The following is a 21,465-nucleotide window of genomic DNA, read 5'->3' as shown; positions in this document are numbered from 1 at the left end:
TGCGAGGATTCTCTTTCTTCGAGGCGAAAACGGTCGATGATCACCGCTGCTACCGCTTCGGTTCCTCTTCGGATGTCATGAGCCAGACGTCGGAGCGATGTTCGAGGGACATGGAGAGGGTCAACCCGCGCTCGGTCCGAGCCGCGCCAGAATCCTTCCGCCGGCGCCAAGGGGCGCAAGGATTTCGTACGGGCCGAGGCGAGTGCCTGGCGAAAGAGCCATGACTTTTCCAGAAGATAATACGCCCGCATTCAATCAAGGACGGCGCCGGCGCGAGGTGCTTCTATCTATCGGGCTATCGGGGCTGTTTCGGGGCCGAACCCTTCGCTACCGACGCCAGTCCATCCCAGAAGCCGGCATCAGAAACGACAGCCTTCTCTGCGCTGAGCCGGGTTGAGCGGGGCTTAGACCTCAGTCCCGTTCGCCTCCGGAGCTGAAGGTTGGCGGTTCGAGCCTGCCCGGGTGCACCATTCGATTCAGGCGTTTGGTTTTTCGCCATCACGACGAAAACCGAATTCGGGGCCGTTTCGGGGCCGAGCTCGGAAAAGTTGCCCGTCCCGATACCGAACAAGACGTGGTCGCTTTCCGCTCTGGTGGACGGTGAGGCGATGCGCGAAGGGCCCTCTTTAACGGCGAGAGTGGGGCTTAAGGACGCGATCGATGCGAGGCCGGAGGGATCGGCAGAGCGGTCGGCGGGTTTCTTCTAGGCCTCGTCTTCTTGCTCACGGAACTGGAGCACGAGACTTCGGATCGTCTTCGGCTGCTGCCCGGTTGCCCGGGCCATCAATCGGGTGAGCGCTTTGCAGTCTTTGCGCCGGCCCTCCTCCGGAATCGCGTCGAGGTAGGCCGCCACGCTCGCTTTCGTAGCCTTCGTTTTGTTCTCCGCCATCCTTCCTCCAACGACCGCCTTTTCCGAAAACTCACACTTGCGCCGGTTCCTTCAGAGCCGCTCGCACTGCGTCAACGACCTCGTCACCGGTCGGCCAAGGCCTGTTCGTGAGCTTTGCGATGAGCCCACCCTTGCGAGAGATAACTGTTCGGCTGTTCACCTGGATCTCGAACTGCCCGTGATGACCCTTCGTGAGTTCGACCGGCACTCCGAGACGCTCTCGGATAAGCTTAGCGAAACTCGCCGAGTTCGCCGCGGTGGTCGCTCAGGTGTCGCAGTAGACGATTCGAACGCTCATCGAAAGAGTATATTAACCTGACACCTTCGCGGGTGATCACCTAGCGTTCAAGAGGAGGACATCGTCTTCCAGCACCGCGCAAGCGGGAAGGAGCTCAAACGAGACGCTTCGAATCAGGCGAAACAGCTTGTGCTCCCATCAGGCAAGGGCATCTGCGCAGGGATCCTTGACTCCGACACCGGGTCCTATTTCAAGGTAACTGATGTCCGCCCGGCGAACGTAGTTTCATCAATGAGGCGCCCTTGCAGATAGATCGTACCGGTTGTGCCGGGCAAGCCCGTGATGGAGAGATTCTGCCTCGAACACGACACGGTAAGGTCTTTGATGTGATCCTTGTTGACGTCCTGGGTTCCCCAGGTCGGCGGTTCGATCCCGTTCAGCTCCACCAATCGCTCCGGTCACTCAGGAGACCGGCTCGGTGGGATCACCGAGGACATATCGGGCCGCACGCATTGGGTAACCCAATGCCCGTGCCACACTGGTAAGTATACGTCGTAACGCAGCCCACGTACGGATAGACGTTGCACGCAGCATTGCCGTTTGGGTATTGCCCGGGGCTGGTACTGCCGTACCACGTGCTCGTGTCCCAGTAGTCGCCCGGGTGGATCCACTTCCACTCGTTTATGCAGTAGTACGTCTGCGGTGGCGGCGGCGTGCAGGATTGGGTCAACACGGGAGTTCCCGTACATCCCGCGGGACTGCTCGCGATCACGGTCCGGGTTTGAACGCCGTCGGACTGACAAGATGACCACGCTGAATACGAATATGTACACGTCGGGGATACGGCATTTACCGTTACCTTTGCGGTGGACGTCACGTTCGGCCCCGGTCCTGTTCCGGTCAGGGTATAGGTCGTGGTCGTCGTCGGCGACACTTCCACACTCCCCTTACAGACGGGCTGGACGGAGCCCACGCTGGTGATCGAAACTGACGTGGTATTCGCAGTGGCCCAACTTAAGGTCGAGTGTTCCCCGACATCGATTGTAGCGGGGCTTGCTTTGAAGGACGTAACGGTCGGCTTCCCTCCGTCAAGAGCACCCAGCACCATACACACGAATGCCTCGGTCGTAATACCCGACCCGTCTTGCGGTACGACCGCACCCCCATTCAGGGCCTTCCGAAAGGCGCCCAAAATCTCCGCCGATGTCTTCTCGGGGTGCTGGGACCACAAGTAATCCAGCACGCTGGCAATCTCGGGTCCGGCGAAGGATGTCCCGCTGCATTGCACATTGGGCTGGACCAATACTCCCTTGGACCGCGCGTAGATCATGTCCTGCGGAGCCGAGGGCCCCTCCAAGTAATTGGATCGTTGATCGATGTTGCCCGCGGCGTCCACTCCTCCAACGATAGCGACGCGTGCGAGTGCATTCGGATACCTCATCTTGAGGTCCTGGAATGGCTTGTCGAGAGCCACGCCACCGTTGCCCGCGATCAGTGTGATGAGCGTACTATCTGCAAGGTCCGGGTCAACGCGGAATACGGCTTCCATCACATCCAGGAATAGGCGGAGAAACGCCCCTTCCTGATCCGCTATCTCATCCGACGACAAGTGAGGAAAGTTGTTCGCCGGCGATTCCAGAGAAAGATTGATGACGAGTACGTCACCGGCTGGCCGCGGTGCTTCGATCTGTCGTACCAATGCCGCCATCAGGGGGATTACATCGCTGCTTTCGGCCGAAACGTCTACCAGGGAGCTGGAGGCACGCCGCCTGTTCATGATGTCGACGACGAATGACGCGTGTAAACGCCCGCAGACGTCGGTGAGGTCCGTGGGATCGTTCCAGTCGAGAGCCACGCCTCCTCGTAGTGCCGGACCCGCCGGTGTGGCCTGCACCACCCACGGCTTCCCGTACACCCGAGAAATGAAAGATGCTTCCGAGCCGGGTCTTACCGTCACCAGATAGCTTCCCGCGAGAGGAATCATGCCAACGATGGTTCCACCAAGATCGAGAAAGGCCGGCGCAACGGCATCCGAAGGTACAGAGTCACTCACCAAAACGACTACGAAACCCGGGTAGGCAGACGGCGACGAGAACACTGCTCCATCTTTCGTCGGGTAGGCAACCGTGGTCGGCGATGGGAAGACGCCGTTAAATATCTTCGCACCGGTAAGCAAGGACGACGGACCGCCTTCGCCCCTATCGACTATTGTCACGGCGCCGGGAGACAACGGTACTATCTTTTCGCCGCTCCGGGTCTCCTCGGTAACAGTGAAGGTCTTTGTGTAGGTGTTATCGGACTCGTCGCTTTCCACGACCGCGTTTGTCGAATCGACCACGAGAGTAATCGTATGGGTTCCCGCAGAGAGTGAGCCGATCGGCCAATCAAGACCATGGCTCCAATACGGCGTTGCCGGATACGCCTCCAGAGAAGGATCATCCCATGTAGAGTTGAGAACCCCGTCAACGAAAAGGGAGTTCTGAAAGCTGGTCGCGGTCCCGGTCGTTCCCTGGTCGATCACCGCAAAGTTCACATACAGGGAGTCGGTTGTGGTCAAGGGATTGACGTCGACCGCACGGTCATAGGTAGTCCCTGTTTCGTTTGACACGACGATCTTGGCCGTCCATCCCAACGGTTGGTAGGGAGTCAGGTTGGGCAACGCTGCCGCGAACGACGCCACCATCAGAAGAGCGAGCGTCGCGGCCAGCCGCTTTCCAGAGGCGGATTGCACGGGGCGAACCGTGGGCAACGGCTTTGATGCCAAATTGCTGGACGAGGCTTGGCTTGTCATAACTCCAACTCCTCGGAAGGTCGGTGTTTCCTTCCGAATACCGGGCGCCGTTGCGACGGGAATCCGTCCACCCTAGCACGGGCTCGGGCAGACTGCCATGATGGACGAGAAAGCGAGTTCAAGAAGGAGTTCAAAATGGGTCCTCAAGACGACCGCGGGCGACCCCGGACGACTCCCGACCATTGAATTTCCTGGTATCCGGAGGTATCCGGGGATGTCCTAAGTCCAGGCTCCTTCATGGCATTCAGGAGGTCGGCGGTTGGATCCCGTTCAGCTCCACCATCAACTCGCTTTCGCGGCCCGACCGCTTCGGGGGTCTCGGGGAGCGAGGCTCGTTGGCCGCTAGGCCATCTCTTCCTCTTCGGGGCCGTTTCGGGGCTGAACCGTTCCCTACGCAGCCCAGTCCAGCCCTGAAGGTCGAGCGGAGACGACCGCCTTTACTGAGGGTGGAGGAGCAGTCCCTGGTTCAGGAGAACGCGAGCCGCGATTTAGTCCCTCTATGAGGAGCTGAGATACCCACTGATGATCCTCGCGTGAGCCGCGGTCAGCTTCTTGCTGAATTTTGGTTGCGAGATCCCTTGGAATCGGCCACAACCTTCCCTCGAACGTTGAAGCTACTCCATCAGCTTCAGAGCCGCCTCGTATCCCTTCGTCTCTCTGACCTTCTTCACCTGAGCCTGTTTCGCCTTCGGCAATCTTCTGACGAGACCCATGTACCGACCCTGAAGCTGTCGCTGTTTCCTGAGAGCGGGAGACATGGTCATCTTCTTCCGGGTCTTCTTCGCTCGGAACTTGAAGTTCTTGTACGGATCATTTCGGCTCGTATTCACCGGCGTCTTCCGAGTCTTTCTCCGCCGAGACGCCGAAGCCTTCCTTCCGCCGGGCGTAGCCTTCTCACCACCGAAGACCGATGAAAGACTCTCGAAGTGCAAACGAAGCGCAGCTAATCCCGACTCGAGATCATCGATGATCGACTGAACGTTCTTGGCCATTCTGTGGCTCCTTTCGATGTGTCTTTCAAGCCTAGCATCCCTTCTGGATCCGGGTCTCCGCGAAAGAGGCTATCGATTGATCGGTTTTCGTGACGCGCGCGGGCGCGCCACTACCGAAAGCAGCAGCCCCGATTCCATAGGCCCTCCGATTGGCACGAGGGTTGCCTCAGAGACAAGTACGCCGCGAAGATCGACGGCCGTTTAACATTACGGAGGTGGCCATGGCACTCACTTCGCTGGTCGTGATCGTCGACGACAACGACGACACGCGCGAGGCACTCGACGAAATCCTGAGGCAGGAAGGATTTTCGACGCGGGTCGCCCGCGACGGGCGAGAAGCGATCGACCTCCTCCAGTCCTGCGAGAACCCGTGCGCGATTCTCCTCGACCATCGCATGCCCAACATGGACGGACTTCAGTTTCTCGAAAACCGCGAACGCCATCCGATTCTCGGGCTCGCTCCGGTGATCTTCATCTCGGGCGATCCGCACGGCCTCGCATCGGCCGAAACCAGGGGCGCGATCCCCGTCAAGAAACCGTTCCGGGTCGACGATCTACTGGAACTCGTCCGCGAGCTCTGCACGGAAAAGGAAAGAGCGACGGGAAGCTGATTCGAACGTACGCCTGCGGCGTTTCGCCGGCGCGGCGGCCCGGATCGACTGTCATTCTCCCGATTTTTTCGATCAGCGGACTTGTTAACGATCGGTCATTCCGGGGTATCATTCCCTCACAACAAAGGAGTTCGACTTGGCAAAGAACGTTCACTCGATCATCGACGAGCTCAAGGCGGGACTTTCTGAACTTCAGTCACACTTCGAAAATCTCGGCTCGATCTTCGGCGGCTCCGAAAAGACGACTCCCGGAGGACGCAAGAGCGCGGCCCGCGCACGACGCCGCGCGCCGCGGCGAGCGGCCGGCCGGCCCGCCGCCCCCGCCGCGCCGGCGAAGAAAGCGCGAAAGAAACCGACGCTTTCTCCCGCCGTCCGCGCGCAGCGCCGACTGCAGGGGCGCTACATGGCGAAGTTCAAGGGCCTCTCGAAAACCCGGCAGGCTCAGGTTCGAAAGGTCCGCGAAGAGAAAGGATACGAGGCGGCCTTGAAGATGATGGGCTGAGGCCCCGCCCTCACCCTCTCTTCCGGCGCGCCCGTTCCGGAAACACTCCGACGACGACGATCTCGTAGGGCAGTTTTCCGTCGAGGTCTCGCGGGTCCGCGGCGCCGCGCTCGACGCGGAAGGCCACCGCGGAGAGATCGATTCGCGGGATCCCGAAAACGTGCAGACGGTCTCCCGGCCGAACGCCGCGGACGATCCTCTCGGGCTCCGTGTCGCGCACGAACACCATCCGGATCCGATCGGCCAGTCGGTCGCCGCGCGGCGAGAGCAGGGCGCCCGTGACGAACCGGCCGTCGGCGACGACCTGCGGGGGCTCGGATCCGATCTCGACGGTGAAATCCGCGTCGTTCAATTCCTCGCGCCGCGTGTAGAGCGTGATCGACGTCTCCGACGGAACGATCCGGAGCCGCGCCTGCTTCAGGCTGTCGAAGATGACGTCGCCGGGTTCGGGGCGGAATCCCCGGACGGGCCGGAACGTGTCGGCGAGATCCAGGTCGTCGAGCCGGGTGACGGGGTGGATCTCGAAAACGTGGGGAGGGTTCGTGCGTTCGATCGGGGCGAGGCTCTCCCCCTGCGCCTGCTCGTCCCGGCCGAAATGTTCGCTCCACAGTCTCCAGACGCCCGCGAGGCGGATCGGCGCGCCGCTTCCGGCGACCCGGTGGACCAGCTCGACCGCGCGGGGCCGGGAAGCCGCGTTCTGCACCTCGGCGACGACGGGAAGCCCGATCTCGGCGGCACGACCGGCCACGTGAAGGTCGCCGTCGAGATATCCCGGGTGAGCCTGCTTCCCCGCGCGGTCGACGGTGAAGCGGGTCTCGATCGTCGCTCGATTCTTGTATTGTTCGACGAAGGCGCGGTCGAGGACGATCCGCACGTCGCCGCGGCGGAGATCGCTTTCGATCGCGAAGAATCCCCGCTTGCCCTCGCGCACGAAGAATCCGCATCCCGCCGCGGCGGAGATCGCGAGAACGGCCCATCCCGCGCGCCCGAGGCGATTCCCGAAACGGTCCACCCATCCGGGAAGAGCAAGAAGCGTACTGGCGGCCGGGGCGGCCTCTCCCCGCGTGCTCCCGGCCGGGAAATCCTTTGTCCGTCTCGGGTTCGAGCGGTCCTCTCCGAGCCGGCCACGGCCCCTGCCTTTACGGAAGAACGTTTTTCCGCGCTCTTCGTATGATCCTCCGGGCCGGGAACACGCCCGCGTCCGAAGGAGGAGCTCCCATGAAATCGTCCGTCGCCCGAATGCTTTCCGCCGCCGCGTTGCTCGTCGCGGCATCCGCCGCCGCCGAGACCGCGGATGACGTGATCGCCCGCCACGTCGCCGCACGAGGCGGGATGGAGAAGATCAAGGCGATCCAGAGCGTCGACATGAAGGTCAAGGCGAACCAGCAGGGCCTCGAGTTCCCGGGCCGGCTCGAATGGAAGCGGCCCGACAAGCTGCGCCTCGAGATGACGATCCAGGGCAAGACCATGGTCCAGGCCTACGATGGCAAGACCGCATGGGCGATCATGCCGTTCCTCGGCTCCCCCGATCCGCAGGCCATGTCGGCCGACGACGCGAAGGACGTGATCGAGCAGGCCGACATGGACGGCCCGATCATCGACTACAAGGCCAAGGGGAACGCCGTCGAATACGTCGACCGCGAGGACGTCGAAGGCGCGCCGGCCGACAAGCTCAAGGTCACTCTCAAGAACGGCGACGTCTCGTACCTGTACGTCGACGCCGAGAGCGGGCTCACGGTGAAGGAGACGAGCAAGCGCAAGCAGCAGGGCTCCGAGATCGAGATCGACAGCTACATGACGAACTTCAAGCCGGTCAACGGCGTCCTCTTCCCGTTCGCGATCGAGAACAAGGTGCAGGGGAAGTCGATCGGCCAGTTCACGATCGAGGACGTGAAGCCGAACGTCGCGATCGATGATCAGGCGTTCGCGATGCCGGCTCCCGCGGCGAAACCCGCCGCCGCCCAGGAGAAGAAGTGACCATGCGACGATGGGGGTTCGCCGCGGCGGCGCTGCTCGCCGCGCTCCCGGTTTCCGCGGCAAAGGTCGATTCCGCGGCGCTCTCGGGGTTTCGGGCCCGGTCGATCGGTCCGGCCGCGTTCGGAGGGCGCATCGAAGCGATCGACGCTTCCGCGAAGAACCCGAAAGTGATCTGGATCGGCGCCGCGGGCGGCGGGGTCTGGAAATCGATCGACGGCGGCGTCAGCTACAAGCCGGTGTTCGACAAGTATTCGCAGTCGATCGGCGCGCTCGCCGTCGACCAGGCGCATCCCGACACGGTGTGGGTCGGGACCGGCGAAGGCGACACGAGGAACAGCGTGTCGGTCGGGAGCGGGATCTACCGGACCGACGACGGCGGCGACGACTGGAAACTCATGGGGCTCGGCGACTCCGAACGAATCGCGCGGATCGCCATCGATCCGGCCGATTCGAACGTCGTCTTCGCGGCGGTCCTCGGCCGTCTCTGGAGCGACAGCGCCGAGCGCGGCGTGTACCGGACGGCCGACGGCGGAAAGACCTGGCAGAAGCTCCTCTTCGTCAATGCGTCGACCGGCTGCTCGGACATCGCGATCGACCCGAAGAACCCGAAACGGATCTACGCCGCGATGTGGGACTTCCGGCGCAGCCCCGATTTCTTCCGCTCCGGCGGCCCGGGCTCCGGCCTCTGGCGCTCGCTCGACGGCGGCGCGCACTGGACGCGGCTCACGGCGGGACTTCCCTCCGGCGACCTGGGAAGAATCGCGATCGGGGTCGCGCCGTCGCGTCCCGAAACCGTCTATGCGACGGTCGAATCGGCGCACACGGCCCTCTACCGGTCGGACGACGCGGGAGATTCCTGGAAACGGGTGAACACCTCCTTCAACGTCGGCGTCCGTCCCTTCTACTTCTCGCACCTTTCCGTCGATCCGCGGAATCCCGACCGGGTCTACAAGCCCGGCTTCGTGCTCACGGTCTCGGAAGACGGCGGCAAGACGTTCTCGGGAGGGGCGGGCTTCGATTTCGGGAGCTACCACTCCGACACGCATGCGCTCTGGATCGATCCGGCGAACTCGGATCACCTGATGCTCGGCACCGACGGGGGCGTCTACGTCTCCTGGGACCGGGGCGGCCGGTGGCTCTTCCAGCGGACGCTCCCCGTGTCGCAGCCCTACCGCGTGGCCCTCGACGACGCGCGGCCGTTCCGCGTCTATGGCGGGTTCCAGGACAACGGCTGCTGGTACGGCCCGTCGGGCGGAGCGGGAGGAATCGGAAACGACGCGTGGAAGAACTACGGATTCGGGGACGGGATGTACACGTTCCCGGATCCGGCCGATCCCGACGTCCTCTACTGGGAATACCAGGGAGGCGAGATCTACAAGTATTTCCAGCGGACCCGCGAAACGAAGCAGATCCGCCCGTATCCCGCGCCGGGAGAGGCGACGCTCCGTTTCAACTGGGAGTCGCCACTGGTCGTCTCCCCCGCCGACCCACATCTGCTGCTGGCCGGCGCCCAGTACCTCTTCGCCTCGACCGACCAGGGAGAGTCGTGGAAGCGGATCTCCGGCGACCTGACGACCAACGATCCGAAGCTGCAACGGCAGGTCGAGTCGGGCGGGATCACGCCGGACGACAGCTCGGCGGAGAATCACTGCACCATCTATGCGATCGGCGCGTCGCCGCTCGACCGCAACCTGATCTGGGCCGGGACCGACGACGGAAACCTCCAGGTCACCCGCGACGGCGGCGGCCACTGGCAGAACGTCGTCGGAAACGTGCCGGGACTCCCGAAGGGAACGTGGGTGTCGGGAATCGAGCCGAGCCGGTTCGACAAGGCGACCGTCTATGCGACGTTCGACGGCCACGCCCGCGGCGATTTCAAGACCTACGCCTATCGCAGCCGCGATTTCGGAGCGACGTGGGAGCCGCTCGCGACGGCCGACGTCGCCGGCTACGCGCACGTTCTCCGGGAGGACCCGAAGTCGGCGTCGCTCCTCTACCTGGGCACCGAACAGGGTCTCTTCCTCTCGATCGACGGCGGCCGGGAGTGGGCGGAGTTCACGGGAGGGCTTCCCCGCGTTCCGGTTCGCGACATCGCGATCCATCCGCGCGACTCCGATCTCGTCCTCGCGACGCACGGCCGGGGCTTCTGGATCGTGGACGACGTGTCGCCGCTCCGGCAGCTCACGCCCGAGGTGCTGGCCGCCGACGTCGCCGTGCTCGAGGCCCGGCCGACGTGGCTCCGCATTCCGGAACAGGAGCAGTCGTTCAAGGGCGACGGTGATTACGTCGGCGAGAATCCGCCCGACGCGGCCGCGATCTATTTCTGGCGCGGGAAGCGCCGCCTGATGGGAGATTCGCGGATCGAAATCGCCGACGCGTCCGGCAAGACGATCGCCACGCTTCCCGGCAGCAACCGGAAGGGCATCAACCGCGTCATGTGGAACCCCCGCCTCAAGCCGCCGAAGACGGCGTCGGGAACGGGACTGGCGGTCGGCGCGCTGTTCGGCCCCACCGCTCCGGTCGGAACGTACACGGTGAAGGTCATCGACGGCGACAAGACGTATTCCGGAAAGCTCGTGCTCGCCGCCGATCCGCTCCTCCCCCACACCGCCGGCGACATCGCCGCGCGGCAGGATGCGCTGATGCGGCTCTACGCGATGCAGGAGGACCTGGCGTTCCTCGCGGATTCGGTCGCCGCCGTTCGCGACCAGGCGTCCGAGCGCGCCGGAAAGCTCGGCCGGACGGCGCTCGGGCGCCGCGCCGAAGACCTCTCCCGCCGCCTCGACGCCCTCTCGAAGACGCTCGCGACCTCGCACCCGCCTCTCGAGGGGATGCCGGCCGACGCCGACCGGCAGCTGCGGGAATGGATCACCGACCTCTTCGGCGCGATCAACGGATTCGGTGGAAAACCCTCGGCGGGCCAGCTCGCCCAGATCCCGGTGCTCGGCGGCCGGCTCGACGCCGCGCGGCGCGACTACGAGAAGCTCACCGGCACTCTCCCGGAGCTCAACCGGGACCTCGCGAAGAAATCGCTCCCGCCGATCGACGCGCCGTCGCGGGAGCGGTGGGAGAAACAGCAGAAGTCGTGAACGGCGGGGCCGCGGGCTCGATTCGGGCTCGCGGCTCTCCGTCCCGCGTCAGACGGGGCGCGCGGGACGATCGGGCGCGAGCGGGCCGGCGGAACCGGACGACGTTTCCGCCGCGCCGGCGTCTTCCTTTTCCGGCTTCGGAGCCGGCGCTTCGCCCCCCCGCGGCCACAGGTTCTCGAGCGTGCTCAGCAGATCCTCCGCGGCGACCGGCTTCTGGAGAAACCCCGCGGCTCCCGACTGGACCGCGCTGTTCTTCGCCGCGCCGACGGCCGAGACGACGATGACCGGGATCGACGCGAGGCGGGGATCCGCGTCCTGCGCGCGGCGAAACTGCCACCCGTCCATCTCGGGCATGAACATGTCGAGGAGGATCGCGTCGGGGGGCGGATTCACGGTGACGTACGCCATCGCGTCCTTCCCGTTGCGCGCGGCGACGACGGAATACCCGCCGCCTCGCAGGAGCTCGACGAACATCTCCCGGGAGTCGGGATCGTCCTCGACGATCAGTACCGTTTTCGATGGGCTGGGAGGCATGACTTTCCCCTCCTGACCGGACCGCGCTGAATGCAAGTTTCGTTCCCCGCCCGGACGGGTTTTGACGAGACCGCGGATCCGGACCCTTCGCCGCGCGGAACGTTTTCGGCCAAGCCGCGGAAGGGAAAGCTCTTGAGGAGGGGTTGCGGTCCCGCGGTCGAGTTGCCGTCCGACGAGCCGCCCGGCCGTCGACGCGGCGATACCGCAAGGGACCGGCGACGGCTAGCGCCAGACGATGGCCGCCGGACGGCGAGGGCGGCGCCCCGGCTGCTCGTCGGGCCGGCCGAGAACGAGCGGAAAGACCGGAACCTGGCCGGCGGGGATTCCGAGCTTCTCCTTCGTCGACGGTTGCGAGAGCCAGGGACGGGCGAGACCGATCGGACACGTGCCGAGTCCGGCGGCGCGGGCGGCGAGCATGAAATTCTGCGCGGCGAGGCAGCAGTCCTCGGCCGCCTGCGACTCCCCGGAGGTCGCGCAGATGACGACGAGAACGGGTGCGCCGTAGAAGACGTCGAAGCCGGGATCGGAGAATCTCGCGCGCAGCTCCGGGCTGGCCTGCGCGGCGGGACTCGCGAGCAGGAATTCGCGGACTTCCTCCGCCATCCGCTTCAGGCGGTCTCTTCCCTCGAACACCACGAACGCCCACGGTTCGAGATCGCGCGCGCTCGGCGCCTGGACCGAAGCTTCGATCAGCGACTCGATCCTCGAGCGGGTAACCGGATCGGCGGTGAACGCGCGGATCGCCCGCCTTTCGAAAATCGCCGTCATCACGTCCATGGCCCGAGTGTCCGGCCGCACGGACGTCGAACGCATGACGAGAATGGATCAGAGGCGGCGGCGGAGCGGCGGACCGGGGCTTCGTGAGGCATAATTCCCGTCCACCCGATGTCACTGCCGACCGGCACGCTCCTCGGCCCCTACGAGATCCAGTCGCTCCTCGGCGAGGGAGGAATGGGAGAGGTCTACCGGGCGCGTGACCGACGCCTCGGACGCGACGTCGCGGTCAAGCTCCTCGCGGAACGCGCCGGGTCGAGCCCCGACCTGAGGAGCCGTTTCGAGCGCGAGGCGCGCGCGATCGCGGCGATCGATCATCCCAACGTCCTCGCGATCCACGACGTCGGGGAGGCCCAGGGCCGCCTCTTCCTCGTCACCGAGCTCCTCGCGGGCGCGTCTCTCCGGGAAACGATTTCGCCGGGGGGTGTCGGGTGGAAACGGGCGGCCGCGATCGGCGCTTCGGTCGCCGACGGCCTGGCGGCCGCGCACGCCGGCGGGATCGTCCACCGCGACGTGAAGCCGGAAAACGTCGTCGTCGGGCCGGACGGCCGCGTGAAGGTGCTCGACTTCGGCATCGCCCGGTCGGAGTACGGGCCCTCGGACGGAATGACCGGGGCCGAGACCGCTCCGGGCGCGACGGAGCCTGGGACGGTTCTCGGAACCGTGGGGTACATGGCCCCCGAGCAGCTGCGGGGTCTCCCGTGCGACGGGCGCGCCGACGTGTTCGCGCTCGGATGCGTTATCTACGAGCTCGCGACGGGAGAGCGCGCGTTCCTCGGGCCGAGCCCGGCCGACACGATGTCCCGCGTCCTGCATTTCGACCCGATGGAACGCTTCCCGGCCGCCGGGCCCGGCGGTTTCCGGCGGATCGTCGCGCGATGCCTCGAGAAGGATCCGACGCGCCGCTTCCAGTCGATGAGCGACCTGGCTTTCGCGCTGCGCCTCGTCGAGGAGCCGGACGACGAGACCGGAGGGTTCCGCACCTCCGGCGGCGCGCCGTCGACGAAGAGCGCGGGGCAGGCCCCCTCGGTCGCGGTCCTCCCCTTCGCCAACCGCAGCCCGGACGCCGAGAACGAGTACCTGTGCGACGGGATGACGGAGGAGCTGATCGGCGGGCTCTCGCGCGTTCCGGGACTCCGGATCGCCTCGCGAACCTCGGTCTTCGCCCTGAAGGGGCGTTTTCAGGATGTCCGGGCGATCGGCCGCGAGCTCGGAGCCACGGTGATCCTCGAAGGAAGCCTCCGCCGCTCCGGCGATCATCTTCGCGTCACGGCGCAGCTCACGAGCGTGGCCGACGGATACCATCTCTGGTCGGAAAACTTCGACGGCGACGTGCGGGACGTGTTCGCGTTCCAGGACGAGATCGCCCGGAAGATCACGGCCGCCCTCGGCGCGCGCCTCGGAACTTCGGCGTCGACGCCCCTCCCCCGCAAGAAGGAAACCGCCGACGTCCACGCCTACCAGCTCTACTGGAAGGGGCGCCACCTCTGGGGGAAGCGCACCCCCGAACAGCGGTTGAAGGCGATCGAGCTCTTCGAGAAGGCGATCGCGGCCGATCCCGGGTATGCGCGCGCGTACGCCGGCCTCGCGGACTGTTTCCTCGAGCGCGGTGGCCTGCCTCTCCCCGCGAGGTTGATCATGGATCGGGCGCGAAGGGCGGCGACGAAAGCACTCGAGCTGGACGAAGGCCTCGCCGACGCGCACACGAGTCTCGGGCGCGTTCTGCTCTATTTCGACTGGGATGGAATCGGCGCGGAACGGGAATTTCGGCGCGCGATCGAGCTGGATCCCGCTTACGCCGAAGGACACCACTCCTACTCCCATTTCCTCCTCCCCGCGGGCCGGGTCGAGGAGTCGCTCGGGGAGAGCCGCCGCGCGCTCGAGCTCGAGCCGCTCGATCTCGGGATCAACACGCACCTCGGCTGGCACTTCCTCTATTCCGGAGATTTCGACGCCGCGGTCGCGCAGTGTCGTTTCGCCGCCGACATGGACCCCGGGTATTTCTACGCCCGGTTCTATCTCGGCATGGCCCTGGAGCAGCGCGGCGAGATCGCGGCGGCGCTCGCCGAGTTCCGCGAGGCGGTCCGGCTGTCGCCGGAGAGCGCGGAAGCGGAGGCCGGCCGGATCCACGCCCTCGGACGATCCGGCCGGATCGCCGAGGCGCGCGAAGCGATCGAGCGGCTGGAGCCGCGGACCGGCTCGTCGATCGCCTACGAGGTCGCCGTCGCGCTGCTCGGCATCGGGGAACGAGAGCGCGCGCTCGCGCATCTCGAGGACGCGAAACGCGACCGCAGCGAGCGCGTGGTCGACATCGCGATCGATCCGCGCCTGCGCCCCCTCCACGGAGAGCCGGAGTTCCGCCGAATCGTCGCCGCGGCCGGGTTCGCGGCGTGACGGACGCCGGCGCCTGTCCTTCCCGGGAGATCGACGCTCCCACGACCCCGAGCCAGCTCCCGCGACGGGATGCATCGCCGCGCCAGCCCGGGAAAAGGGGCGCTCGCCGCGCGGCCCATCCGCGCGACGAGCGCCCCGGGGAGGCTATCTCTTCCCGATCGCGACCGTTGCGGTCCCCGTCGGGGAGACGCACCCGGCCGAAGAGATCTCCGTCACCGAGAGGGTGGCGGAACCCTTCGATCCGACCGAGAAAGTGATCTTGCTGGTGCCCTGACCCGCCGTGATCGATCCATTGGAGACGCTCCAGGAGTAGCGGCTGCCCGCGTGGCTGGCGACGGACGCCGTGAGCCCCGTCTGATTCGGCTTGGCCGAGGCCGGCGCCGAGATCACGGGAGCCGCCGGTGTCGGCGCGACCGTGATCGTCGCCGTCGCCGCCTTCGAGCTGGTCCCCTGGCGCGAGCACGCCACGCGAAGACTCGCCTGATACGTCCCGGCCGCTCCGTACGCGTGGGTGACGACCGGAGAAGGCTGCATGACCGGCGCCGTTCCATCGCCGAAGTCGAACTCCCACGAGGCGATCGCATCGCCGTCGGGATCGTACGACTGGGAGCCGTCGAGAGAGACCGTGAGCGGCGCGCAGCCGACGTTCGGGTTCGCCTGGAGGATCGCGACCGGCGGGCCCTCGGGGCTGCAGAGCTGGTTGCTCTGGACCGTGTAGGAGCCGGTGAACGCGAGGCTGTCCGGCATCTGGTCGTACAGGCCCGTCAATCCGACGCCGATGTTGGCGGGATCCGAGCTCTGCGAGACGCCGGCGACGAACCCGGCGATCGTGTCTCCGGGAGCCAGGCCCAGATCGCTCGCCTTGACGACGAGGATGACCCGATCGAAGGGAGAAACGTAGGCGCTCTCGGCTTCGAGGGGCTTCTGGGTGCCCGGAGTCACGAAACGCCCGTCGACGCCGCCGCTGGTGTTCGCTCCGGGAACGTAGGATTCGAACACGGGCGTGATGCCGGGCCACGCCATGTGGATCGCCACGTAGTGGAACGTGGTCGCCGGAGCGGGGTCGGCCACTTTCATGGCCACGTACCAGGCGGAGCCTGCCGGCTGAGGCGACTCTCCCGGGTCCGTGTCGAGCGCGAAGACGAGCCGGACGATTCCGTCCTCGGAGTACGGCTGCGAAACGTGGAGGGCGAGGAGATCGGATCCGGGCGGAGCCGGCGTCGGGATCGTGGTGACGACCGTCGCCGTCGTGTCGCCCGAAGGGTCGGTGAGCTTCGTCAGGCCCGGCGGTTCACACACGTTCTCCGGAGGCGCCTGCGACACCGCGAGGCTGATCTCGTCGCTCGCCGGGCCGATGCCGATCGCGTTGACCGCCTTGACGACGTAGGTGTAGGCCGGGACGGAAGGATCCGCCGTCGCGTCGACGTACGTGGTCTTGGCATTGCCCGTCTGACCGATCAGCGCCTCGTTCCCGGTCGCGGTGCCGCGGAAGATCTGGTAGTTCACGATGTCGGAGCCGCGGTTGTCGGGCGCCTTCCAGGAGAGATAGGCCGCCGCCGAGTCGCGGGTGCCGGACAGACAGGGCGGCTTCGGCGCGGCGGGCTCGACGGGGTCGAGGCCGGCGTACAGTCCGTTTCCGCCCGACTGCCGGGCGACGCGCATGAAGGCCGTGAAGTCGTTGGGCGCGGTTCCGGCGATGCAGCCGGCCGTCACGCACCCGTCGCTGTACCCGTAGAGCACGCGTCCCTTGTCGTCGACCGTGATCTCGTTGAAATCGAGCAGATTCCGGTCGATGTGGCTGCCTCCCTGCTGCCAGACGCCGGAAGCGTGCTGGACCGGGTCGTTCGGCGTGGCGTTGACCGTCGTCCACGTCTTGCCGCCGTCATACGTCGTCGCGATGAACGCGTACCAGTCGCCGGGAAAGCTGGGGGACTGATAATCCCCGGCGACGTTCGTCCCGAGGAAACCGCACGCCGCGCGCCCGGAGCTGCCGCCGACGGCTTCCGTGTGGGCGGCGTTCCGGATGCCGTGCGAGGCGCCGATGTCGTAGTCGTTCGTCCAGGTGAGCCCTCCGTCATGGCTGACGGCCACGTGGACGTGCCCTTCCGGCGGCGCACCCGCCGGGACCGGTTCGTTGTTGACGTAGCAGAAATACGCGGTGCTGTCGCTGTCGACGGCGATCGAGGGATCGGCGCCTTCCGCCTGCGAGACGCTCCCGGTCACCGCGAATTCGGTCCACGTCGCGCCGCCGTCGGTGCTCGTCACCCCGCCCTGTCGCCCATTGCACTGGTTGACCGGCAGCCAGGCCGTCCCGTTCGGCGCGATGTGCACGTGCCCGTGAAGCCCGCCGCATCCTTCCGGCCCGTCCCCCGTGTACGCGGGAACACCCGGCCCCCAGGTCGTGCCAAGATCCGTGCTCTGCTGGCACATCGCCGGTCCGACGATGTCCTGAGAGCAGTAGAGCGTGTTCTGCCCCTGGTTCAGAGGCGTGGCGAGGAGCGAAAGGGACGCCGGGAAAGGCCCGGTCCCGATCGTCTCGTGGTCGGCGCCCCCGCTGGGCGGTCCGGCTCCGATCGGAACCCAGAGATCGCCGTCGTTGTCGGAATATCCGTAAACGGCGTCGGCGCCCGCGGTCGAGTTCGAGGCGAAGGTGCGCCCGCTCTTCTGATCGGTCCAGAGAATCGGATCGAGACCGGTGATGGTCGAAAGATTCGTGCGGTCCTCCCAGAGAGCCTCGCAACACTCCGGCCTGGCCGGATCGACCACTTCCGGCGGCGTCAGGCGCCAGATCGGACCGGTGTTCATCGTCATGATCCGGCCCGTGTGCGGGTTGAACCCGATGTTGAATTCACCCGACGTGCTTTCGGCCGACGATCCGGAGGGCGCATAGAAGTTCTGGAAGCGAGGAACGCCGGGGACCGAAGGATCCGGCGCGCCGAACGATCCCGAGGATCCGCCCGACCCGGGCAGCAGTTCGATCTTGACGTCGATCGTCTCGCCCGTCGGGGTATAGGGCACGATCTTGACCGTATAGGTGTGACTGCCGTCGAAGAGAGGTCCGATCGTCGCGATCTCGGGATCGGAGCTGCTCGCCGACTGGTAATTCGCCGACTGGGAACCGTCGGTGTTCGTCACGGCCCCGTTGTAGATGTACAGGTCGTAGTCCGACTTTCCCGTTCCGGTGTCCACCCAGCTCATCGTCACTTTCGCGGCGGCGTGCGGGTGGAGCGCGGCGTAGCCGGACGGCAGAGAGATCGTCAGGGCGTAGTCGTCACAGGGCTGGACGGGGTTGTCGCACTCCGGGCCGGCGTCGACTTCCGGTACCGGCGTCGGGTTGGCCGCGAAGAACGGACCCGCCGAGTACGAGATCGCTCCGGAGGTGTCCGTCAGCGTTCCCGACGGAGGAGTCGCCGCTCGTTCGAAGCGGGCGAGGACGAGCGCGCCCAGAAAGATCGCCGCGAGGAAGAATGAACTGGACTCCCCGCGGACACGCCGGCCGGGCCGACCCGGACACGAATCATGGGTTTTCATTCTGACCCTCCCCTTTCGAGGAGCTATCCGGTAGCAATACTCCTGCCATTTATCGGTGATACTACCATCTGCACTTGCCTGTCGCGCCTACAACCCGAGGGATCCTAAGAACTTAAAACGCTGCTCATCGACGGCTGGCAGCCCCATTGCACGCCCCGATGAGATTCGGAGGTGGAGGTATGTCGAAGACCCGCGAGATCCCGCGCCAGGAATGGCCCGGATTCCTGGACGCGTTCAGCCGATCGCACGAAGGGGACGATGTCCGAACGGAGGTCTTCGGTCGTGATTTCGGCGCCCAGGAAGAAAGCGAGCATCTTCCCCTGATGGGGATCACCGCGGATTTCAAGGACGTCGGCGGAGAACGGATCACGATCGCTCTCGGGCGCTCTCCCGAAGACCACGTTTCGCACGCCGTCGTGCGGCCCACGCGAATCCTCCTGCTCGAGCACGACGACGGAGCCGACGAAGCGCTGGAGATCGAGTCTGCCGACGGCGCCCCGACGCTGCTCCGCCTCGTTTCGCGGGACGGTGCCGGTCCTGCAGGCGGAAGCGCCGACCGGAAGCTCGAAGGCGCTCGATCGAATTCCCGATAGCGCCCCGGAAAGAAAGAAAGGAGGCCTGGCTCATGAGCGACGCTCCCGGCCGCCTCTCGGATGCCGTCTACGCCGCGATGCGCATCGTCGTCGCGGCTCTCTACGCGTGCCACGGGGCGCAGAAGCTGTTCGGCGTCTTCGGCGGACACGTCGTCCCCCGAAATTCTCTCCTCTTCGTCGCCGGGGTGATCGAAATCGTCGCCGGCCCGCTGATCGCGACCGGCCTGTGGACGCGGTGGGCGGCTTTCGTCGCGTCGGGCGAGATGGCGGTCGCCTACTTCAAGCAGCACGCGCCGCATTCCTTCTGGCCGATCGTCAACAAGGGAGAGCTCGCGGTCGCTTTCTGCTTCGTGTTCCTCTCCGTGGCGACCCGCGGAAGCGGCCGCTACGGTCTCGACCGGGCGCTTCGGCGGACCTGACCCTCTCGGCACGCCGAAAAAGGAGCGGATGAAGAAGCGCCGGCGGTCCGGGGGATTCGACTATCATTCGGAGCACCCGGGGCGGAGCGGGCTCCCCGCCCCGAATGATCATGCGAGAAACACCCGATCCCGATCCGAAGCACCGCGAAGCGCTCTCCGCGTTGAAGACGGCGGAGGCCCGGAGCCGGCTCTTCTTCGAAACGAGCCTCGCCGGACTCTACACGTGCACGCTCGATTGCGCCTTTCTCGAGTGCAACGAATCGTTCGCCCGGATCCTCGGCTACCCCTCCTCCGGAGAGGTCCTCGCCGTCAACGGGCGGGAGCTCTACTTCTCGGCCTCCGATCACGACGCGCTCCTCGAGGAGCTCCGCGCGCACACGTCGCTCTCCAACCGCGAGGTGCGGCTCAAGCGGCGCGACGGCGGGGAGGTCTGGGTCATCGCCAACATCTCTCTCGTGCCTGAGGCGGAGATCGGGATCACGGTGATGAAGGGATCGGTCGTCGACATCACGGACCGGAAGGCCGCCGAGGAAGCGCTCCGGCGGAGCGAGGAGCGCTTCCGGATCGTCTCGCAGGCGACCAACGACGCCATCTGGGACTGGGACCTCGTCCGGGAGACGGTCTGGTGGAGCGAGGGCTACCGCACGCTCTTCGGCTATCGCCCCGAGGAGACGCCCCCCGGCGTCGAATCGTGGACCGCCCACATCCACCCCGAAGACATCGAGCGCGTCGAATCGGGGATCTACGCCTTGATCGAGAGCGGGCGGCAGTCCTGGTCCGACGAATACCGCTTCCGGCGCGCCGACGGGACCTACGCGCGCGTCTTCGACCGCGGCTACGTCATCCAGGACGCCTCCGGCAAACCGGTGCGGATGATCGGATCGATGATCGACGTCACGGAGCGGCACCGGGCCGTGGAGCTCCAGTCGGCCCTGTACCGGATCGCGGAGATCACGAGCTCGACGGGAGGCGGGGATTCGATCTACGCCGAGCTCCACCGCGTGGTCGGGAAGCTCATGTACGCCAAGAACTTCTTCATCGCGCTCGCCGACGAGGTCGCGCGCGAGATCCGTTTTCCGTACTTCGTCGACGAGTTCGACCCGCCGCCGGCTCCCCGCGCGCTCGGCGAAGGGCTCACCGGAAGGGTGCTCCGAACCGGACGCCCGCTCCACCTTTCCGGCCGGGAGATCGACGAGCTCGACGCGTCCGGATCGCTCCCGTCCGCCGGAACGACGACGTTCGACTGGCTGGGAGTTCCTCTCCGGTCGGGCGACCGGACGTTCGGGGTCCTCGCGGTCCAGAGCTACGACGAACGGATCGGGTACACCGACGCCGAACAGGAGATCCTCGTCTTCGTCTCGCAGCACATCGCGACGGCGCTCGAGCGCAAGAAAGCGGCGGAGGCGCTCGCGAACTCCGAGCGCCAGTATCGAAGCCTGTTCGAGAACGCGAACGACTGCGTGATGATCGTCGATCCGGAGAGCCAGGTCATCCTCAAGGCGAATCCTCGAGCCTGCGAGCTGTACGGCTATCCGGCGGGAGACCTCGTCGGAATGAGCCTCAGCCGCTTTCAGCGCGACGTCGGACGAGGCGAAGAGGAGATCCGCCAGGTGCTCCGGGAGGGCGCGATCCACAACCTCGGAGCCACCCACTTCGCGCGCGACGGCACGGCGATCGAGCTCCTCGTCAACGCCTCGGTCGTCGACTACGACGGGCGCCCCGCGGTGCTGACGATCAACCGGGACGTGACGGAGACGCGGAAGGCGGAACGGAAAATCGAGCGGCTCGCCTACGAGGACGCCCTGACGGGTCTCGCCAACCGCGTGCGTCTCGAAGACCGGCTCACCGTCTCGCTCGCGCACGCGCGCCGCGACCGGCACGCGCTCGCCGTCCTCTTCATCGACGTCGACCGCTTCAAGCTCGTCAACGACAGCCTCGGGCACAAGGTCGGCGACGTGCTGCTCCAGAAGATCGCGGACCGCCTGAAGGAGATCATCCGGGGGGCGGACACGCTCGCGCGCCTGGGCGGGGACGAGTTCATCCTCGTCCTCTCGAAGGTCGACCACCCGGAGAGCGCCGGGCTCGTCGCCCGCAAGATCCAGGAGGTCTTTCGCGAGCCGTTCGCCATCGC

15 protein-coding genes are annotated in these 21,465 nt (G+C 66.0%); 8 read left to right on the top strand and 7 right to left on the bottom strand.

The window, feature by feature from the left end; translation table 11 throughout:
• Positions 1–703: 703 nt before the first annotated feature.
• The 3 genes from VFS34_05650 to VFS34_05640 all read right to left on the bottom strand — a co-directional run bounded on the left by VFS34_05650 (position 704) and on the right by VFS34_05640 (position 4,910).
• Positions 704–889 carry a hypothetical protein gene (locus VFS34_05650; GenBank protein HET9793929.1) on the bottom strand — a complete coding sequence of 62 codons (186 nt, stop codon included), beginning with the start codon at positions 887–889 and terminating at the stop codon, positions 704–706.
• A 722-nt stretch (positions 890–1,611) separates the two neighbouring features.
• Positions 1,612–3,918 (bottom strand): CARDB domain-containing protein, encoded by a 2,307-nt coding sequence (locus VFS34_05645; protein HET9793928.1) that lies wholly within the window; start codon positions 3,916–3,918, stop codon positions 1,612–1,614.
• Positions 3,919–4,532: 614 nt separating this feature from the next.
• On the bottom strand, positions 4,533–4,910 hold the full coding sequence (locus VFS34_05640) for a hypothetical protein (protein HET9793927.1): 378 nt from the start codon (positions 4,908–4,910) through the stop codon (positions 4,533–4,535).
• 221 nt (positions 4,911–5,131) lie between these two features.
• Between VFS34_05640 and VFS34_05635 the strand changes: the two genes are divergently transcribed.
• Both VFS34_05635 and VFS34_05630 read left to right on the top strand, forming a co-directional pair.
• Positions 5,132–5,521, top strand: coding sequence for a response regulator (locus VFS34_05635; GenBank protein HET9793926.1), 390 nt, complete (start codon positions 5,132–5,134; stop codon positions 5,519–5,521).
• A 136-nt stretch (positions 5,522–5,657) separates the two neighbouring features.
• Positions 5,658–6,023, top strand: a complete 366-nt coding sequence (locus VFS34_05630; GenBank protein HET9793925.1) for a hypothetical protein — start codon at positions 5,658–5,660, stop codon at positions 6,021–6,023.
• A gap of 10 nt (positions 6,024–6,033) precedes the next feature.
• Here VFS34_05630 and VFS34_05625 read toward each other — a convergent pair whose 3' ends face one another.
• The gene (locus tag VFS34_05625; GenBank protein HET9793924.1) at positions 6,034–7,035 is read right to left on the bottom strand and encodes a hypothetical protein; all 1,002 of its coding nucleotides are present in this window, start codon (positions 7,033–7,035) and stop codon (positions 6,034–6,036) included.
• Between the two features lie 206 nt (positions 7,036–7,241).
• Between VFS34_05625 and VFS34_05620 the strand changes: the two genes are divergently transcribed.
• Both VFS34_05620 and VFS34_05615 read left to right on the top strand, forming a co-directional pair.
• The gene (locus VFS34_05620) at positions 7,242–8,000 is read left to right on the top strand and encodes a hypothetical protein (GenBank protein HET9793923.1); all 759 of its coding nucleotides are present in this window, start codon (positions 7,242–7,244) and stop codon (positions 7,998–8,000) included.
• Positions 7,997–11,089 carry a glycosyl hydrolase gene (locus VFS34_05615; GenBank protein ID HET9793922.1) on the top strand — a complete coding sequence of 1,031 codons (3,093 nt, stop codon included), beginning with the start codon at positions 7,997–7,999 and terminating at the stop codon, positions 11,087–11,089. Before VFS34_05620 ends, VFS34_05615 begins: the two co-directional genes overlap by 4 nt.
• A gap of 48 nt (positions 11,090–11,137) precedes the next feature.
• On the opposite strand, the gene VFS34_05610 is transcribed toward VFS34_05615, so the two are convergent.
• Both VFS34_05610 and VFS34_05605 read right to left on the bottom strand, forming a co-directional pair.
• Positions 11,138–11,623, bottom strand: coding sequence for a response regulator (locus tag VFS34_05610; GenBank protein HET9793921.1), 486 nt, complete (start codon positions 11,621–11,623; stop codon positions 11,138–11,140).
• 222 nt (positions 11,624–11,845) lie between these two features.
• Positions 11,846–12,400 (bottom strand): nitroreductase, encoded by a 555-nt coding sequence (locus VFS34_05605; protein ID HET9793920.1) that lies wholly within the window; start codon positions 12,398–12,400, stop codon positions 11,846–11,848.
• Positions 12,401–12,508: 108 nt separating this feature from the next.
• Between VFS34_05605 and VFS34_05600 the strand changes: the two genes are divergently transcribed.
• A complete protein-coding gene (locus VFS34_05600; protein ID HET9793919.1) occupies positions 12,509–14,791 on the top strand; it encodes a protein kinase in 2,283 nt (760 codons plus the stop codon).
• Positions 14,792–14,935: 144 nt separating this feature from the next.
• On the opposite strand, the gene VFS34_05595 is transcribed toward VFS34_05600, so the two are convergent.
• Positions 14,936–18,322, bottom strand: coding sequence for a PKD domain-containing protein (locus VFS34_05595; GenBank protein HET9793918.1), 3,387 nt, complete (start codon positions 18,320–18,322; stop codon positions 14,936–14,938).
• Positions 18,323–18,501: 179 nt separating this feature from the next.
• On the opposite strand from VFS34_05595, the gene VFS34_05590 reads away from it, so the two are divergent.
• The 3 genes from VFS34_05590 to VFS34_05580 form a co-directional block, all read left to right on the top strand.
• Positions 18,502–18,915: a DUF5335 family protein gene (locus tag VFS34_05590; GenBank protein ID HET9793917.1), complete on the top strand. Its 414-nt coding sequence runs from the start codon at positions 18,502–18,504 to the stop codon at positions 18,913–18,915.
• A 32-nt stretch (positions 18,916–18,947) separates the two neighbouring features.
• A complete protein-coding gene (locus VFS34_05585) occupies positions 18,948–19,334 on the top strand; it encodes a DoxX family protein (GenBank protein ID HET9793916.1) in 387 nt (128 codons plus the stop codon).
• A gap of 110 nt (positions 19,335–19,444) precedes the next feature.
• On the top strand, positions 19,445–21,465 hold a 2,021-nt coding region (locus VFS34_05580; GenBank protein ID HET9793915.1), incomplete at its 3' end, for a PAS domain S-box protein.

This window comes from Thermoanaerobaculia bacterium (assembly GCA_035717485.1).
Classification (GTDB): domain Bacteria; phylum Acidobacteriota; class Thermoanaerobaculia; order UBA5066; family DATFVB01; genus DATFVB01.
The sequence above is the reverse complement of the archived record's forward strand: the minus strand, read 5'-3'. Positions and strand labels throughout refer to the sequence as shown.

Excerpts from the sequence above, each read along its gene's own strand:
- VFS34_05650 (HET9793929.1), bottom strand. The coding sequence starts at position 889 with ATGGCGGAGAACAAAACGAAGGCTACGAAAGCGAGCGTGGCGGCCTAC.
- VFS34_05645 (HET9793928.1), bottom strand. The coding sequence starts at position 3,918 with ATGACAAGCCAAGCCTCGTCCAGCAATTTGGCATCAAAGCCGTTGCCC.
- VFS34_05640 (HET9793927.1), bottom strand. The coding sequence starts at position 4,910 with ATGGCCAAGAACGTTCAGTCGATCATCGATGATCTCGAGTCGGGATTA.
- VFS34_05635 (HET9793926.1), top strand. The coding sequence starts at position 5,132 with ATGGCACTCACTTCGCTGGTCGTGATCGTCGACGACAACGACGACACG.
- VFS34_05620 (HET9793923.1), top strand. The coding sequence starts at position 7,242 with ATGAAATCGTCCGTCGCCCGAATGCTTTCCGCCGCCGCGTTGCTCGTC.
- VFS34_05610 (HET9793921.1), bottom strand. The coding sequence starts at position 11,623 with ATGCCTCCCAGCCCATCGAAAACGGTACTGATCGTCGAGGACGATCCC.
- VFS34_05605 (HET9793920.1), bottom strand. The coding sequence starts at position 12,400 with ATGGACGTGATGACGGCGATTTTCGAAAGGCGGGCGATCCGCGCGTTC.
- VFS34_05600 (HET9793919.1), top strand. The coding sequence starts at position 12,509 with ATGTCACTGCCGACCGGCACGCTCCTCGGCCCCTACGAGATCCAGTCG.
- VFS34_05595 (HET9793918.1), bottom strand. The coding sequence starts at position 18,322 with ATGAAAACCCATGATTCGTGTCCGGGTCGGCCCGGCCGGCGTGTCCGC.
- VFS34_05590 (HET9793917.1), top strand. The coding sequence starts at position 18,502 with ATGTCGAAGACCCGCGAGATCCCGCGCCAGGAATGGCCCGGATTCCTG.
- VFS34_05585 (HET9793916.1), top strand. The coding sequence starts at position 18,948 with ATGAGCGACGCTCCCGGCCGCCTCTCGGATGCCGTCTACGCCGCGATG.